Source organism: Thermococcus indicus (assembly GCF_006274605.1).
In the GTDB taxonomy this organism is placed as follows: Archaea; Methanobacteriota_B; Thermococci; order Thermococcales; family Thermococcaceae; genus Thermococcus; species Thermococcus indicus.
In genome coordinates, this window is the sequence record NZ_CP040846.1 from 195,060 (window position 1) to 212,124 (window position 17,065).

A 17,065-nucleotide genomic window follows, 5' to 3' on the forward strand; every position below is an offset into this window, starting at 1 on the left:
GCCTCACTCATCTGAAAGGAAGCGGGAGAGGAGTCTCTTGACCGGCCCGAGCTTTACCCCTGTCTTGGATTCAATGGCATCGAGAAGCTCGATGTCCTCCACTTCCACCGTTCTCAGGCCCAGTATGGTGGCCAGGTAAACGAGGTAGCCAGCAACGGTGACCGGGATCGCAGTGAGCAGGTTATCCCTCACTCCCATCGCCGTCATCGCCACGGTCAGACCCAGTCCTGGGGCCAGAACCTTGATGTAGTTCCTCCCGAAGGGGTGTATCCCCGTCTTCCTGTGGAGCCACCAGGTTCTGTACAGGTTGGCGGTGACGTACGATACGGAAGTCGCCACCGCTGCTCCTTCTATGCCGTAGACCAGTATCAGCAGGACGTTCAGGGCCACGTTGGCGGCCGACGCGAAGATGTTACCGGTCATGTTTGCCCTTGGTTCCCCGACTGCTATGAGGCTCATTCCGTTGAGGCCCATCATCACGTGGAACATGAAGCCCGCCGAGAGTATCCTGAGGGCGGTGGCGGCGTCGGTGTACTTGGATCCGAAGAACAGGTTGATGGCGCTCTCGGGAAAGGCGAAGACGAAGAGGAAGACCGGGAAGGTCAGTATGAAGACCCACCTGGTGGTGGTGCGGTACAGCTTCCTGAGCCCATCGATGTCCCCATTCGTGAAGAAGGCCGTTGCTATTGGCATGTAGAGGAAGCCCATCGAGTTCAGGAAGAGGGGTAAAAGTCTCGCTATCGGCGCCGCGCCGTTGTAGAGGCCAACCGTGTCGGGGTCGAAGTAGTAGCCGAGCATCAGCGAATCCGTCCAGCCCATCACGTAATCGAGGATTCCGGTGAGCATTAGTGGAAGGGAGAACAGGAACAGTTCCCTCGCTATTCTCCAGTCGAGGATCGGCCTCCTCGGCAGGAAGCCGAGGCTGAGGGACTCGCGGACGAGAAGGGCCGAGGAGAGCACCTGGGAGAGGACGTAGGCGAGGAACACGAAGGTAAAACCCGCCCCGGTCAGGAGTCCAGTCACGAGAATGATCAAAAACAGGAGGGGTGGCAGGACGTTGCGGTAATACAGGTTCTCGCGCACTCGCCCATAGCCTCTGGAAACTGCAACGAGGAGCGCCGTCATGACCATGAAGGGCAGCGCGGGAGCGGCCAGCCGCAGGGTTTCCCCGAGATAGCGGTCGTTGAGGAGGGGAGCGATGTGGGGGGCCATGTAGAGAGTCACCGCAGTCATTATTAGAGAGGCTGTTACTGCCATTAGCAGGCCGGTGGTGATGAGCGCGGGAACTTCTTCCCGTTTTCCCTTTAGATTGCGGGATATCTCCCGAGGAAGACCGCTCTGGAGGCCCAGGAGAGAGATGGTCACAGCTATGCTCAGAACAGTGAGGGTCAGGGTGAACGAGCCGTACTGATACCTGTCAAAGTGGCGCGCTATTATTGCCCTGCTCAGAAAAGTGAGGAGCATTGAGATTACCGTGCCAGCTAGGACTATGCCCATACCCCGTGCAACCTTCTGGAGTGCCTTCCCAGTCTCGTCCAAGCTGCTCACCCATCGGGAAGTGTATAGAACGCTACCAGCAAAAATCCTGCGGTCAGGACTTTTTAAGTTTCCTCTTGCCAGTTCTATCTGTTACACTATTAAGGGGGTTCCTTGGAAACAATTTTAAGCCCTCCCGAGAACTTCAGAACGCGATGATGAGTGATGGGCGAACCGATTGATGAGGACGGAAAGGTGATCTCTGAGCAATCCTTTTAAGGCCCATCTTCAACCTTTTCCGGGATGATGAGTTCAGCCTTGCCTGAGGCTCGTGATGATGGAGTGACGGACTGACCGTCGGCTTATTTTTATTGCTCTTTTATTAGGTTAGTCTAATAAAATTGGAAAACCTAATAAAGTTAAATATCCAAATAGGGGACGGTAAGGCTTAAATATTGTGTGCATATGCACAAAATTGTGGTGATACCGTGGAGGAGGTGTACCGGCCCATCTGGGTCAGCATCCTTGGCAACGTTCTCCTTTCCCTGCTCAAGCTAGCCGTGGGTTTCATGTATTCCAGCATCGCCCTGATATCCGACGGCGTCCACTCCTTAAGCGACGTTATCACGAGCGTCATCGGCTACGCGGGCATTAGAATATCCTCAAAACCGCCCGACAAAAGCCATCCCTTCGGTCATTCCCGCTTTGAACCTCTGGTGGCGTTTTTAATCGGCGAGGCGCTTCTCATAGTGGCCTACGAGATAGGCCGTGATGCCGTTTACAGGATAATTGAGGGTGGAGCCATAGAAGTCAACTCCATAATGCTCGGCGTCACCCTGCTTTCGATACTCTCTAAGGAGCTCATGTTCCGCTATTCTGTCCACATCGGCAGGAAGCTCAACAGCCAGATACTCGTCGCCGATGCATACCACCACAGGAGCGATGCACTGAGCAGCGTTGCGGTTCTAATCGGTCTCGGTGCCCAGGAACTCGGTTTTATGTACGGGGATTCCATCGCGGGCCTCGTCGTCGCGGTCTTCCTCCTGAAGGTCTCGCTGGACATAATCCTTGAGAACCTCCGCTATCTGACGGGGCAGGCCCCGTCCTTTGAGGTCTGCGAGGAAATAAAGGAGCGTGCCCTGGGCGTCCCGAACGTTCTCGGCGTCCATGACCTGAGGGCTCACTACGTCGGCAGCAAACTGCACGTTGAGCTCCACATAGAGGTTCCCCCGGAGCTGAGCCTCAAAGAGGCCCATGACGTCAGCGAGGAGGTGAAGAGGGTTATAGAGAGCCTCCCCGAGGTTGAGGTCGCCTTCGTTCACGTGGACATAAAGGGGGTTACGGAGTGATGTCTCAGTTTTAGTATCGCGATATTAAATATCGTGTTATTAACGTCCCAGCATGATCTCCCGCAAATCCCCCAGGAACTCCTCCAGATGCTCCCTCCTGACGTGGGGCATCATGACGATCCTGATGTATCCCCTGTGGGCGCTCACGCCCCAGCCGCGCTTCTTAAGCTCCTCCTCGGCCTCTTCCAGGTTCCCTGCCCCGAAGGAAACGATGTTGAGAACCGGCTCGCGGATTAGATAAACGCCCGGGATTTTTTTCAATTCCGCGGCGAACCACCTGCTCAGCTCCATCGCTCTCCTCACGATCTCTTTGTAGCCCTCGAATCCGAGGTGCTTTATCATCGCCCACACCGCCAGCGCCTGTGCTCCGGGTCTCGTACCCGTTATCGTCGCCTGCCAGACCTTGCCACCTGCCAGATACGGCGCGGGAACGCTTATCGCCTCCAGGAACCGCTTCTCGCGGAATATTATCCCTCCCGCCGGGATGGGAACCATCCCCATCTTGTGGGGGTCTATGGTTATGCTCTTGACGCCCCTCAGCCTGAAATCGAAGTCTGGGATATCGTAGCCGAGCGCCTTTGCGAAGGGAATGACAAAACCCCCGAAGGCTGCGTCCACGTGGAGGGGAAGCCCGTAGTCCAGGGCCAGATCGCTCAGGGCCGGAATGTCGTCCACAACTCCGAGCCCGGTGGTTCCGGCGATTCCAACGATGCCTATCGTGTTGGAGGTTATCTTTTCCTCAACATCCCTCACGTCAACGGAGTGGTCCTCCCGCAGGTCCGCCCAGACGAGCCGGACCTTCAGCATCTCGCTCGCCTTGAGGAAGGAGAAGTGGGCGCTTCTGGGAAGTATGAGCTCGGGGTTCTCCACATCCGCCAGGTTGCGGAAGGCTCTCACAGCTAAGATGTTCGCCTCGGTTCCCCCTGAGACTATGTTCCCGTAGCCCTTTTCGAGGCCAAGAAGGCTGGACAGCATTGCTATTGCCTCTCTCTCCACCCTCTGGCTTCCAACGTGCAGTCCGGGGTCGCCCAGATTCCTGTCGATGTAACGCCGCACCACCTCCGCGGCGAAGGGATGGGGATGGGTGCACATCGAGCCGAGGATTCTGCCTGAATCAAAGGTCAGGTCCTCCGACGTCTTCTCCTCCAGCTCCGCCAGAACTTCCTCTTCGCTCGCTCCTTTCTTCGGGAACATGGTCTCACCAGCCTGCCCCTAGTTTTATCCCCTGAATTTAAGCCTTTGCCCTCTTCAGGTAGCCCTTGAAGAACACCGGTGTTGTCAGCGCGGTGAGCATGGAGACCGCTATGACGCTCGCGAAGAGAACCTGATCTATGAGGCCCGCGGAGAGGCCGAACGTGAGTATGGCCAGCTCTAGGCTTCCCCTGCCACCCATTCCGAGGCCTATCGTTACTGCGTCCCTCCAGCTCAGGCCGAAGAGCCTCGCACCGAGGCCGCAGCCGATGAGCTTGCCCATCACCGCCGCGAGGTAGAGAGCCGCTATAAGGGCAAGGCTTATGTCTGCCAGGGGCGGGTTGAACATCAGTCCAACGTAGATGAAGAACAGGGGTATGAAGAACTCGGTGAGAACGACCTGGAGGTCGTTTATGAGTTCGTTGAGCTTTATTCTCGTCACGACGAGCGGGTCCTTCCTCTCGCGGAGGCGGCTTATCGTCAGTCCGGCCAGATATGCACCTATTATCTGGTTCAGGCCGACCTTCTCAGCTATGATCGCAAGGGCGAAGGTCAGGATGAGCGTGAAGGTGAAGAACACGTTGAGGTTCCTGACGATGGAGTAGAACCACCTGGCCCTCTTGAAGATGTACTCAGATACCAGAAGCGTTGCGGCTATGAACGCGAATATCTTGACCGTCAGTATTCCAAAGGAAGCCGCGTCGAGCCCCCCTCCCGCCAGGGCGGTGATTATGCCTATGAGGTAAACCGCCATTATGTCGTCGGCAAAGGCTGCCCCCATGAGTATTGAGGAGACCTCGCGCTTCACCCTCTCCCTGACTAGGACGCCGCTGGTTACCTCTATTGCGGTGTTTCCGAGGGTCACTCCTATGAATATCGCGGCCGTAGTCCCCTTGCCGAAGGCCTCGACCGTGAGAAAGCCCAGGGCGAAGGAGAACGCCACGCCAAGGGCCGCGACGACCACCGCCTTCTTGGTGTTCTGGGCTATGGCCGAGAAGTTGCTCGTCAGCCCCATGTAGAGCATCATCATTATCAGTCCGAACTCAGCTAAAACCGCCAGGTCCTCGGTCGGCTCGATGACCCCGAGAACGAAGGGCCCCAGGAGTATTCCCGTGAGGACGTGGGCTATTATCGGGTGTATCTCCACCCTCTCAAAGAGCCACTCTATGCTCTTAGCCGTGACGAGAAGAATTGCTAGAGCAGCGAGAAAGTCCACTTCACTCCCCCCTCGTCAGCAGGGCCGCAAGCAGCCAGAGCACCATGAGTATTATCGCCAGTACGGCCGCGATTCCAGCGGCCCCCCTGCTTGTTCCGAATATTATCGGAACCGGGCCTATCATTATCACTCCCCCGCCCTCGACCTCCCCTTCGCCGCCGAGGGCAGAGACAAGGGTGCCTATGAAGACCAGCATGAAGCCGATGAATATCAGCGCCATCCCGCTCAGTATCAGCGTTTTCCCATCCATACGGTATGGGCTTCCAGTTTATCTTTTAAAACTTAGCGCTGGTACCCAAAGGGTTAAAACGACCCGTGGGGATTCTTTAATATGCTTGTGCTCGTTGACCTCGACGACACGCTCTGCAACACCTGGGAGGCCGGCAGGTACAGCGTTCTCCGTCTCATACCCTACCTCCTTAGGCGGAGGAAGTTCAGGGCGTTCTTCTACATTCTCACAGCTAGATACCGCGAGCTGGAGCAGTCGCGGGAGATTCATACCCTTGACTTCGACAAGATGGTGGAGAAGGTGATGGGTAAGGTCTACGCCAGAATCAGCCCGGACGAGTTGGACGAGATAACGGAACTGGTTGATAGAGTGTTCTTCTCCAATCTGAAGCTTTATCCGGACGCGGTTCCTTTCCTGAGCGGTCTCAAGGCCATGGGTGCGAGGCTCGTTCTCATCACGGACTCCTCCACCAAGTGGCAGAGGAAGAAGCTGGAGTACCTCGGTATAAAGGACTATTTCGACGCACTGATAATAAGCGGCGAAACCGGCCACAGCAAGCTTGAACCCCACAACTTCAGACTCGCCAGGCGTCTCTTTCCGGACGAGGAGATATACATGGTTGGAGACCGGGACGAGACCGACATGAGGGGGGGCAAGGAGATTGGGGCGACGACGATACTGGTTCAGAGGGGCTACTTCAGGGGGAGGCTCGCGAGGCACGCGGATTACGTGGTTAAGGACCTCATCGAAGCCCTGGAGGTGATAAAGCGTGAGCATGAAAAGCGAACTGAAGCGTAAGTCCCTTCACATGACCGGCCTCCTCGTTCCGCTCTCCTACCATCTGTTCGGCAGGGAGCTTACCCTCACGCTCATAGGCATCTCGTTCTTCCTCTTCGTCGTCCTCGAGCCCTTCCGGATAATAGAGGAGTTGAGGGACAACATAAAGAGGAAGCTGAGGATATACGTCGATGAGGACGTCATCGGAAGGGTTGAGGTTCTGGAAAAACACATAGAAGAGATAACCCGCTCCCACGAGCGCTACCGCGTCGCGGCCCACATCTACTTCGCCGCGGCATCTTTCATAGTGGTGTATTTCTTCCCTATGGAGGTGGCCGTTGGTGCCATAACGGTCGCGACCGTCGGAGACGCCCTGGCGGCCATAGTGGGCAAGTCTCTCGGAAGGCACCGCTTCTCCAGCGGTAAGAGCCTCGAGGGTAGTTTAGCCTACTTCCTGGCAGGAGTTGCCATGCTCTGGCCCCTCGTTGGCCTCCCCCTGGCCCTGGTTGGTTCCATAGCCGGAACGGTGGCCGAGTTCTACAACCTTCCGCCCGACGACAACTTCTCCAACCAGCTGGCGGTGGCGCTGGCCGTTTACCTGGCGGGGTTCGTCATCTGATTCGGCTGAAAAATCCAGAAAAGGGGAAGAAACGGGCGGTCACTCTACCGTGACCGTCGCGAACTGGGTGAAGGTGTCCTCGTCACCCCACTCCTGTCCGGGGTCGGTGTCCTTGACGGCGTCCTGGAGCGGCAGTGAATCGACGGCCGAGTCTCCGGCACCCTGTCCGGTGACGTAGGCGACGATGTTTATCTCCCCTGGCTTGACGCCGAGGGCTTCCCATGGAATCGCTATCTCGAGGGTCTGGAGACCGTCTTTCTGGTTGCCCGTGTACGCGTAGAATCCGACCCACTTGAGGTCTTCGTACCGCCATCCGGTTCCGTTCCACAGGGCGAGCTGGGCGCTGGTTATGGTACTTGTTCCGGGGTCTCCGAAGAACTCCCCGTTCCAGAAGAAGTAGAGCTGTGCATCTATTCCCCTGTCAAAGCTCACCTTTCTGCTCCAGCTGTCCTGGCCGGTGGTGTAGCCGCCATCCTTGTAATCGAGGGCTATGCCGTAGGAGATCCTCCACGAGGCCCTGTTCTCGGTGGTTATCGCTATGTAGAGGAACTGGTCGTCGTAATCGACGTAGAGGGCCTTGAGGTTCGCTCCGTCCTGGCCGTAGCCGGTCTCGTCAGCGGCTATGGACTGGACGTCCCAGTCATCGAGGTTGCCGTCTATGGTCTTGGTGAGGTTCTTGGAGAGTTCCTTAAGGTACTCGAGCCTTTCAAGGTTGCCCTCCTCGACGATTTTCTTCAGCTCCTCCATCTCATGCACTACCTTTTTCAGCCCGGTGTACGCGCGGAATATCTTAATGGACGCCCCCAGAGCGGCGTTTCCGTTATCGATGTTCTCCTTCCCATCGTTGTAGAGTTTGAGGAGGTCGTTCACGGTGTTCTCGTATTCCTCAACCTTCTGCCTTATTTCCTCCGGCAGGGTGGCGTTCCTGAAGTATTCGTCGAGTTCGAGGTAGCGTCCGTAGTCGTTCTCGAAGTGCCACACTCCGTAGTACTTGTTGAGGGACACGAAACCCCTCCAGAACTTCTGCATCTGCATTTTCCTGCGGACGGGAGTGTAGTCCACATCGTTTGCCTTCTCGATCATGCCGTTGGTCTCGATGTGGATGTAATAGTCGAGGTATCCATCCCTAACCTCGTCCCGGGTGGGCTTGTCGCTGAGGACATCAACGGCGTCGCTGATCTCGTCGTCGCTGAAGGGCTCTCCGAAGTTCCATACCCCACCTCCCCAGCTCAGGCCGGTCGCGACCTGGAAGCTGAAGTCTCTGGCGCTGTTGAAGACCTCCACAGGAATCTTGACCTCGACGGTGTTCGCCGAGAGGTTAACCCCAACGGCGGCCCCGTTCACGGTGATGATGTTGTTGTCCGGGTCTATGAAGTACAGCATGGACTCAACGTTTTCGCCGGCGGGCTCTACAGCGGTCTTCCCTGTGCACCCTGAGCACTTGAGGTTCACCGCCATCTGGATGTCCCATTCTATGACCGACTTCATGTCCATGCTGCCGGCGAAGCCACCGGCCTTTCCGCCGTCCTTGTAGTCTATCGGGACGGCTATGAAAGTGGCTCCGTCCGCCCCAAGCTCCATGTTGCTCATGTTCCTGAACCTGAAGAGGAAGTAAACGTAGTGGTCGTCCTTCGTCACCGCCACCTCCGTGAGGTCGGCGTGGCTGGAGGTGTGGTTGGTTTTATCGAGATACCTGTCGTTGTCAGTTCTCTGGTCGTTCTCGGCGTCCCTCCAGATGAACGTTCCGTTAATGACCGTGTACGTGTCGTTGGCCAGGTCGGCAGACGGCCAGTCGTCCGGATTGCCGTCAACCTCTATATTTCCGACCCATTCCACGTTAACGTCCATCGTGACGACGTTGTTGTCCTCGTTGGCCTCCTCGATGAGGTTGTCCTCGTCCACCGTGACCTTCAGCACGTACCTGCCAGTTTCGTTTGGTTTCCATGTGAAGGTGAACTCTCTCTCCTCGCCTGGCCCGAGGTCGACCGTCCAGTTGGAGATGAGCGTATCGTTGACGTATGCCCTGACCCTGGCGTCGGAGGCCGGAAGGGAACCGAGGTTTTTCACGGTGACGCGGTATTCGGTCGTTCTGTTGAGTCCCGCGATAGCGGGGCCGGTTATGCTGGCGGTGAGTTCGGGCACGGGAATGAACATCTCGAAGTCCGCCATCTCGGTGATAACGTCCGTGTCGTCCCATTCGTCCGTACTGTCTTCGGCGACACTTTCCTGCGGGAGGACATCAACGGCGGAACCACCCTCCCCTGTTACCCATGCGGCGACCGCGAATTTGCTGGGCATTCCTCCGATGGCTGACCATGGTACTGCGACTTCGAGGGTTTTAATGCCCGTTGAACTGTCTCCAGTGTAGTTATACTTTCCACCCATATCGGTCAGGCTCGGCCAGCTCCAGCCGCCCTCGTACGGGTTGAGCTGCGCGGCGGTTATTGACGCGCTCCCGTCGTCCCACCAGAAATAAACTTCATAGTCCAGCGCGTATCCATTGGAGAATTCTATGCCCCGCCCCCATGCGTCTCCTCCTGCCGTGTAGCCGTTTCCTGTCCCGGGATCGATGTCAATTCCGAAACCGTACGCCATTCCTCCGTTCTTGGTGTTGTTGGTCTCAATGGCAAGGTAGAGGTACTGGTCATCCCAGGAGACGTAGAACTTGCTGAGGTTGCCCACGTCAACGCCCGTACCCGTGGTGTCCTCGGCCGCCAGTTCGTTCTCGCTCCAGTCACTCAGGTTTCCATCGATGGTCTTGGGGGCGACGTAGAGAACCGCCATGCTGGTGAATGTGTCGGTGTCCCCCCATTCTCCGCCTATGTTGGCGTAGTCTATGGCCGGATCCACAGGAAGACTGTCCACCGCCGAACCCCCGCTTCCAGTGACCCACGCCATTACCGCTATCTTCTCAGGCTTCCCACCGAGGGCGCTCCAAGGTATCTTTATCTCGATCATCTGGAGGCCCGTTGAGGTGTTTCCTGTGTATGTGAAGCTCCCTCCGACGCTGGAAATGCCCTTGTAATCCCATCCGCTCCCAGTCCACGTGTTGAAGTTGTCCGTGCCCATTCCGCTGCTATTACCCCACCAGAAGTAAACCTCGTAGTCAAGAGCAAAGCCGCTCGAGAACTCGATGCTCCTTCCCCATGAATCTCCACCGGAAACGTAGCCGTTTCCTGTTCCCGGATCGACGTCGATTCCTATTCCATATGCCACGTTCCAGCTCTGGGTGTTGTTGGTTTTGATGGCTATGTACAGGTAGTCGTCATCCCATGAAACATAGAGTCTGTCTAGGTTGGCTCCTTCAAGTCCAGTACCCTTGCCCACCGCAACCAAATCGCTTGGAGTCCAGTCACTCAGGCTGCCGTCGATGATTTTAGTGCCGTACATGGCGCTGACGAGGCCGCTAAACGTGGGCACTAAACCAAGCAACAGAACGAAGGTTAACACAACTGCCGCCGTTTTCTTCACATCATCCACCTCCAGTGGGGGTAAATCCCCAGGGGTGTACGGTAGTCACCCGTAGTGAGTATTACGAGAAAAAGGTTTATATGCCTTTCTTTCCATATCACTGGTAGTGATAACAGCTTTGGTGGTGGTTGTCAATGGTGAACTTCATCTTCGGGATTCACAACCATCAGCCCCTCGGAAACTTCGGCTGGGTCTTCGAGAGCGCCTATGACAGGTCTTACAGACCATTCCTGGAGACGCTTGAGGAGTACCCCAACATGAAGGCAGCTGTCCATATAAGCGGCCCCCTCCTCGAATGGCTCGATGCCAACAGGCCCGAGTACATCAAGCTAATCCGCTCACTGGTGAAGAAGGGCCAGCTGGAGATAGTCGTGGCAGGCTTCTACGAGCCGGTTTTAGCCGCCATTCCAAAGGAGGACAGGATAGAGCAGATAACCCTTCTGAAGGACTTCGCGAAGAAACTCGGCTACGACGCCAGGGGCGTCTGGCTCACCGAGAGGGTGTGGCAGCCCGAACTCGTTAAGAGCCTCCGCGAGGCGGGAATCGAGTACGTCATCGTCGATGACTACCACTTCATGAGCGCCGGCCTGGCCAAGGAGGAGCTCTACTGGCCATACTACACGGAGGACGGCGGGGAGGTAATAGCTGTCTTCCCGATAGACGAGAGGCTACGCTACCTCATCCCGTTCCGCCCCGTTGAGAAGACCGTTGAGTACCTCCACAGCCTTGACAACGGTGACGAGAGCAGGGTCGCGGTCTTCCACGACGACGGCGAGAAGTTCGGTGTCTGGCCGGGGACGTACGAGTGGGTCTACGAGAAGGGCTGGCTCAGGGAGTTCTTTGACAGGATTTCGAGCGATGAGCGGATAAACCTAACGCTTTACTCCGAGTACCTCTCTCGCTTTAGGCCGAAGGGACTGGTTTACCTGCCAATAGCTTCCTACTTCGAGATGAGCGAGTGGTCCCTGCCGGCAAGGCAGGCAAAGCTCTTCGTGGAGTTCGTTGAAAAGCTCAAGGGGCAGGGCCAGTTCGAGCGCTACCGCGTCTTCGTCAGGGGAGGAATCTGGAAGAACTTCTTCTTCAAGTACCCTGAGAGCAACTATATGCACAAGAGGATGCTCATGGTGAGCAAGCTCGTCCGGGATAGGCCCGAGGCGAGGCGCTTTATCCTCAAGGCCCAGTGCAACGACGCCTACTGGCACGGCGTCTTTGGCGGCGTTTACCTCCCGCACCTCCGCAGGGCCGTCTGGGAGAATATCATAACGGCCAACACCTTTGTTTCCACTGGAAGCTTCGTCCGCGACATCGACTTCGACGGCCGCGACGAGGTATTCATCGAGGACGGGAACTTCTACGCGGTGTTTAAACCCTCCTACGGGGGAGCGCTCTTCGAGTTCAGCTCCCGGGGGAAGGCGGTGAACTACAACGACGTGCTGGCGAGGCGCTGGGAGCACTACCACGAGGTTCCCGAGTCCGCCACCCCGGAGGAGGAAGACGGTGAGGGCGTGGCGAGCATACATGAGGTCGGCAGAAAGATTCCGGACGAGATACGGCGCGAGCTTGCCTACGATGACCACCTGAGGGCAATCCTGCAGGACCACTTCATTGACCCCGAGACGACACTCGAGGAGTACCGTCTCAGCAGGCACATCGAGCTTGGGGACTTCGTGACGGGTGCCTATGACTACAGCCTCTTTGAGGGCGGCGTCACCCTCGAGCGTGATGGAATAGTTTCGGGAAGGCCGGCGAGGGTGGAGAAGACCTTCCACCTGGCAGAGGATGGCTTCGTCGTTGACTACACCGTGAGGAGCGAGGCCAAAGCCCTCTTCGGTGTCGAGCTCAACCTCGCGGTTCACAGCGTCATGGAGAGTCCAGAAGAGTTCGAGGCTGAGAAGTTCGAGGTGAACGACCCCCACGGCATCGGAAGGGTGAAGATAGAGCTCGACAAAAAAGCGAGGGTGTGGAAGTATCCAATAAAGACCCTCAGCCAGAGCGAGGCCGGCTGGGACTTCGTGCAGCAGGGCGTCAGTTACACGGTCCTCCTGCCGGTTGATGGGGAGCTGAGGTTCCGGCTGGGGTTCAGGGAACTTTGATTTTCACATTTTTATCGTCATTCCCTCGAGTTTCGGGTCCACCGACTTCAGCACCCTGAACTCGGTCGCCCTGTCCTTTCTTGAGATCTGAATGACCGTGGTTGCGAGGTCCTCCAGGAGCCTGACGACCGGCTGCCTCATGCTGTCTATGACGTTTGCCTTCAGGAAGTGTACTGACAGCCTCCTCTCATCGCCAACGTATTTGGATATGGCGCTGATTATGACCTGAACGTTCTTCGGGGAGAACTCCGATGCCACGAAGAGCTTCTCAAGGCCCACCACCGCGGTGAGGGTTGGACTCTCTGATTCGAGGATCTGGGTGTAGGTTTCCATGAACTTCTTTGCGAGGATCACCGGCTCGGAGATATCTCTTATCCATCCGACGACTTCCCCGGTTTTTATCGTGCCCCCTATCTTGATGACCGTTACCTCGTTCAGAACCCCGTCATCCAGGCCGGCGAGCCGCGCCTTGGCCTTCAGGATGTGGAGTGAGTCCAGGATGTCGATGACCACGACCTTGTATCCCCTGCCCTTGCCCCAGTGTATCACCTGGTAGAATCCAAAGTACTGGTCCCCGCTGTCCGTCCTCTCCATGAGGACTATCTCGCCCATCCTTAGCGATTCCCAGAGGTTCATCATGAGGCCGTCGGGTACGTTCATTTTTATCACCCACCACTTCTGGTATCGAGGATGTAAGAAAATATTCCAGCTGGCTTTAAATAGTCTTTTGTCTTACTCCCATCCCTCGAAAGCTGTCCTTCGGAAGGGAGAGGGTCAGAGCCGGAAGTTTATCGGCTCCTCCCTGCGCCAGAACCGGCAGAAAGAACAGACCTCACCGCTCGACGGCATGCCGCAGACCCTGCACTCCCTGAGGTCGGCCTCCTGGAGCTCGGCCTCGAAGAGTTCCTTCTTCCTGAGGTAGCCCTTCACGAAGTTTATCTTCGTCCCCGGCCTCTTTTCCTCCATCCCGTTGAGGATTTCCTTGTACTCTATCGTCGTGGCCCCGACCGCGTGGGGGCATTCCTCGATGTGGTACTCTATACCGTTGGCGAGGGCGTAAGCTACAACCTCCCTCTCGGTCAGCTCGTAGAGGGGCTTTATCTTCTTCACGAGCTTTCCGTTGAACTGCGCCGGCGTTATTGGTCCCTGTTTTGCCAGGTACTGCGTGTTCCAGTTCATCAGGTTGGCGAAGATGAAGCTCGCCTCGTCGTCGAGGTTGTGGCCGGTGGCGACGGCATCAAAGCCGTTGTCGTAGGCGAACTTGTTGAAGATGTAGCGCTTGGTCAGGCCGCAGTAGGAGCAGGTCGGTCTGCGCGTTCTCACTTCCCCGATGCCCTTTTCGAGGAGTTCCTTAACCCTGACGATGTGGAGGGGAACCCCGAGCTTCTCGCACTGTTTCTTTGCGTACTCCTCGCTCTTCTCGGAGTACTCACCGATGCCCAGGTTGATGTGGAGGCACTCGATGTCGTAGCCGAGCTTCTTGAGGACGTGGGCTGTAACGGCCGAGTCCTTTCCCCCGCTCACCACGACCAGAATCCTCTCACCGGGTTTTATCAGCTTGTAGCGCTCTATCGTGCGCTTGACCTTTCTCTCGAAGTACTCGGTGAAGTGTTCGGGGCACAGGTACATCCTCGGGTAGTGGAGTTTTATAAACGCCGGCCTCTCGCAGAACTTGCACCTCATGGGCATTTTCTTCCACCGAAAATAGAAGGGGGCTGAGGCTTTTAACGTTAATCCATGTCCCTTGTGAGTTCGGCGTTTTCCTCATCCAGATTTGGAGATTTCCTTACCCGAACAGTCCCGTCGTTATCTACTGCAACGACCCTGGTGAACGCCTCCTCAAGGAGGGCGAGGTACCGCTCCTCGGAGAGTTCTCTGTTCACAAAGTAGAATGTTTTTCTTGAGGTATTGCCCAGAAAGGTTGAAGCCAGATCCGCCAGATTCAGTATAAAGCGTGGAGAGTTGTCCTGCAGTGGAATCAGTCTCTCGGGATTCATGACCACCGTGATGGTCCCCGGATTCCGTTTGTAGTAATCCCGGATTCCACGGACGAACCTGCTCAGGAATATCGCGGGGTCATTGTGCGGATTCACCTCAAAGATTATCTCCCCCCAGTTCGACGTTCCACCTGCCTTTACCCTCTTTAGCCGGGGGATTTCAGCTCCGGCCAGCCTCAGCCAGCGCAGGACGGGCAAGAAGGAATCTATCACATCAACCACAAGTATTCTCTCCCATCCATGGACATCGCCAATTGCGTGCAGGAGGACAGGGTACGGGGAAACCGATGTGTGCTCTATGAGTACGGTCTCGCCGGGCTTTATTTCTCTCATGTACTCCTTGAGGTTCATACCAGCACCCCCGGCCTTTTTACTGTTTTCAATTCCCCTTTGACTATCTGCAAAACCCAATCCGAGTCCTGTTCGAGGCTCTTTCTGAGGTAGCGGGAGGCAATGTCCACGTTGAGGAACAGGAAATGTACCCGGTCACGAAGCGGTAGGAACTTCCTTGTTATGGTCTCGAAGTACCTTTCGAGCTTTGGGGGATCGTCTAGGAAGGTAAGCGAAAACTTTTCGATTCCGAGCACTATGGTGTGTTTCCTGCTCTCCAGGGGAACTTTCCTGACTATCCTCGCATAGTTCGCGAGGTGGTAGTCAAAGTCTTCCACAACCTCCACCTTCCCGACGACATTCCCGACGTTTATGGCCCCCCTTTCCTTTATTACAGGCACGTCCTCCAGATTTACATCAACGCCGGCGTACCTAAGGTTCTGGACAAAGATGTTCAGCGTGTCGTTTATGTCAACGATCAGGGGTGTTACTCCCCTTTCCCGCCACCCGGCAAGAATCCCGGCGAAAATCCGCTCGGGGTGGTCTAGGGAGGAGTACTCAAGAAGCAGTATGCCGTCATCGAGATCCAGTATCTCTCCAAGGATATCGTCCATATTAATCCCCACAGAGTTTTTGGAATTTGGAGCTAAAATATTTTTCTATCCGGCATTGGAGTATGACGGATTTCCTTTTGCTGTACTGCGGCTGGCTTCCGCCTGGGGCCTGCTTTCGAAAGAAAATGTAATGGGGAAATGGAAAATCGCGTGCTCGGCGGCAGCGAAAACTGTGGAGGGTTCGGATGCACGATTTAAATTTCCATCTCTTCGATGCTCTTCTTCCAGTTCCCGGGCTTCCTGAAGTCTTTCTCCGTGTACACTCCCTCTTTCTTGAGTATCCCCCTAGCGGCGAGCAGTCCCGTTGCCGCTGCATTAACTATGTCCCTGCTCAGGCCGGCACCGTCGCCGGCGGCGAAGATGCCCTCTATGCTCGTCTCAAGGTTCCCATCAACCTCGACCTTCATGGCGTAGTACTTGATCTCCGGCGCGTAGAGCAGGGTGTGGTCGCTCGCAACGCCCGGAAGAACGCGGTCCAGCTTCTCAAGCCCCTCTATGATGTTGGTCACGACTCGGTGCGGCAGGGCCATCGCTATGTCCCCCGGCGTGACGTGCCTCAGGGTCGGCTCGACGTCGCTCCTCTTTATGCGCGCCCACGTGCTCCTCCTCCCCCTCCTCAAATCCCCGAGGCGCTGGAGGAGCGGTTTGCCGCCGCCGATCGTCGTCGCGAGCTGTGCTATGCTCTTCCCGTAGGCGGTGGTATCTTCCACCGGCTCGGTAAGCTCTATCCTCGTCAGGAAGGCGAAGTTGGTGTTGTTGCTCTTCTTCTCGTGCATCGAGTGCCCGTTGACGCCGACGTAGGAGTCGTACTTCTCCTCGACGACGAAGCCGTTCGGATTGGTGCAGAAAGTCCTCACGAAGTCGTCGTAGGTGTCGGTGTAGATATGGAACTTGGGGTCGTGGTTTATGCTCGTTATCGGCTCCATCACTATCGCCGGAACCTCGACGCGGACGCCAACGTCGATCGGCCCGTGCCGCGCCTTCAGGCCAATTTTCTGGGCGACGTTATGGAACCAGTCCGCCCCTCCGCGGCCGGGGGCGACGATTATGTAGCGGGCGTTGATCGTGAAGACACTCTTTCCCCGCTTCACCTTCACCCAGCCTTTCCCGAACTCCAGGGCTTTGGTCCAGAGGAGGAACTCGACGCCCTTGCCCTCGAGGTGCCTCTTTATGTCGGCTATGACCTCGGGCGTCCTGTCAGAGCCTATGTGGCGCTGGATTATGGGGATGAACTTCACACCCGCCTGCGCCGCCCTCTGCTCCCAGTAGCGGATCTCCTCCGGGTTTCCCCTAAACAGGTTTCTGGGCGACCTGTGGCGCAGGAAAATCCTGTCAACCTCCCAGACGAGCTGCCAGGCGTAGTTCTCATCGTCGGTCAGCTCGCTCAGGTCACCGCCTATGTCCGGGCGGAGATTTATCGTGCCGTCGCTTAAGCCACCTGCACCGCCGACGCCGCTCATTATGTGGCAGGGCTGGCAGCCGATGCAGTAGCCGAGATCGTACATCGGGCAGATCCTCTGCTCGACGTTGCCGCCTTCCTCTATCACCAGAATCCTAAAATCGCCCTTCTCCGCCAGCTCGTAGGCCGCAAAAAGGCCAGCGGGGCCGGCGCCTATAATCACGACATCGTAGGTCTTTCCGTTTCCTGCTTCAGAAACCATATTTCCCTTGCCGAGTTCTATGGTTTCGGCCTTAAAAAGTTT

Annotated in this window: 14 protein-coding genes; 4 read left to right on the plus strand and 10 right to left on the minus strand. The window is 56.5% G+C overall.

The features are described from left to right. Positions 1–3: 3 nt before the first annotated feature. Positions 4–1,548, minus strand: a complete 1,545-nt coding sequence (locus FH039_RS01060) for a flippase (protein WP_240703238.1) — start codon at positions 1,546–1,548, stop codon at positions 4–6. Between the two features lie 416 nt (positions 1,549–1,964). Here FH039_RS01060 and FH039_RS01065 point away from each other — a divergent pair, with 416 nt between their 5' ends. Then, on the plus strand, positions 1,965–2,825 hold the full coding sequence (locus FH039_RS01065) for a cation diffusion facilitator family transporter (RefSeq protein ID WP_139679874.1): 861 nt from the start codon (positions 1,965–1,967) through the stop codon (positions 2,823–2,825). A gap of 39 nt (positions 2,826–2,864) precedes the next feature. Here FH039_RS01065 and mfnA read toward each other — a convergent pair whose 3' ends face one another. The 3 genes from mfnA to FH039_RS01080 are packed head-to-tail and all read right to left on the minus strand — an operon-like array spanning position 2,865 to position 5,482. Continuing rightward, positions 2,865–4,019, minus strand: coding sequence for a tyrosine decarboxylase MfnA (gene mfnA / locus FH039_RS01070; RefSeq protein ID WP_139679875.1), 1,155 nt, complete (start codon positions 4,017–4,019; stop codon positions 2,865–2,867). Positions 4,020–4,056: 37 nt separating this feature from the next. Further along, a complete protein-coding gene (locus tag FH039_RS01075; protein WP_139679876.1) occupies positions 4,057–5,232 on the minus strand; it encodes a cation:proton antiporter in 1,176 nt (391 codons plus the stop codon). 1 nt (position 5,233) lies between these two features. Next, positions 5,234–5,482: a TIGR00304 family membrane protein gene (locus FH039_RS01080; protein WP_139679877.1), complete on the minus strand. Its 249-nt coding sequence runs from the start codon at positions 5,480–5,482 to the stop codon at positions 5,234–5,236. A gap of 81 nt (positions 5,483–5,563) precedes the next feature. Here FH039_RS01080 and FH039_RS01085 point away from each other — a divergent pair, with 81 nt between their 5' ends. Next, positions 5,564–6,259 (plus strand): HAD family hydrolase, encoded by a 696-nt coding sequence (locus FH039_RS01085; protein ID WP_139679878.1) that lies wholly within the window; start codon positions 5,564–5,566, stop codon positions 6,257–6,259. Beyond that, entirely contained in the window at positions 6,231–6,857 is a 627-nt protein-coding gene (locus FH039_RS01090) for a diacylglycerol/polyprenol kinase family protein (RefSeq protein ID WP_168188355.1), read from the plus strand. The genes FH039_RS01085 and FH039_RS01090 overlap by 29 nt, the downstream gene beginning before the upstream one ends. A 39-nt stretch (positions 6,858–6,896) precedes the next feature. Here the strand turns inward: FH039_RS01090 and FH039_RS01095 are convergent, their stop codons facing one another. After that, positions 6,897–10,328 carry a CARDB domain-containing protein gene (locus FH039_RS01095; protein ID WP_139679879.1) on the minus strand — a complete coding sequence of 1,144 codons (3,432 nt, stop codon included), beginning with the start codon at positions 10,326–10,328 and terminating at the stop codon, positions 6,897–6,899. A 128-nt stretch (positions 10,329–10,456) separates the two neighbouring features. Here FH039_RS01095 and FH039_RS01100 point away from each other — a divergent pair, with 128 nt between their 5' ends. Continuing rightward, a complete protein-coding gene (locus tag FH039_RS01100; protein WP_206206157.1) occupies positions 10,457–12,421 on the plus strand; it encodes an alpha-amylase/4-alpha-glucanotransferase domain-containing protein in 1,965 nt (654 codons plus the stop codon). A gap of 3 nt (positions 12,422–12,424) precedes the next feature. Here FH039_RS01100 and FH039_RS01105 read toward each other — a convergent pair whose 3' ends face one another. From FH039_RS01105 to FH039_RS01125, 5 genes are all read right to left on the minus strand, one after another. After that, complete coding sequence (locus FH039_RS01105; protein ID WP_139679881.1) at positions 12,425–13,081, minus strand: DUF257 family protein; 657 nt, start codon at positions 13,079–13,081, stop codon at positions 12,425–12,427. A 114-nt stretch (positions 13,082–13,195) separates the two neighbouring features. Next, positions 13,196–14,104, minus strand: coding sequence for a tRNA-5-methyluridine(54) 2-sulfurtransferase (ttuA, locus tag FH039_RS01110; RefSeq protein WP_139681535.1), 909 nt, complete (start codon positions 14,102–14,104; stop codon positions 13,196–13,198). Positions 14,105–14,151: 47 nt separating this feature from the next. Further along, positions 14,152–14,769 (minus strand): DUF257 family protein, encoded by a 618-nt coding sequence (locus tag FH039_RS01115; RefSeq protein WP_139679882.1) that lies wholly within the window; start codon positions 14,767–14,769, stop codon positions 14,152–14,154. After that, entirely contained in the window at positions 14,766–15,362 is a 597-nt protein-coding gene (locus tag FH039_RS01120) for a DUF257 family protein (protein ID WP_139679883.1), read from the minus strand. Before FH039_RS01120 ends, FH039_RS01115 begins: the two co-directional genes overlap by 4 nt. Before the next feature lie 194 nt (positions 15,363–15,556). Next, the gene (locus FH039_RS01125; protein ID WP_139679884.1) at positions 15,557–17,023 is read right to left on the minus strand and encodes an NAD(P)/FAD-dependent oxidoreductase; all 1,467 of its coding nucleotides are present in this window, start codon (positions 17,021–17,023) and stop codon (positions 15,557–15,559) included. Positions 17,024–17,065 lie beyond the last annotated feature (42 nt).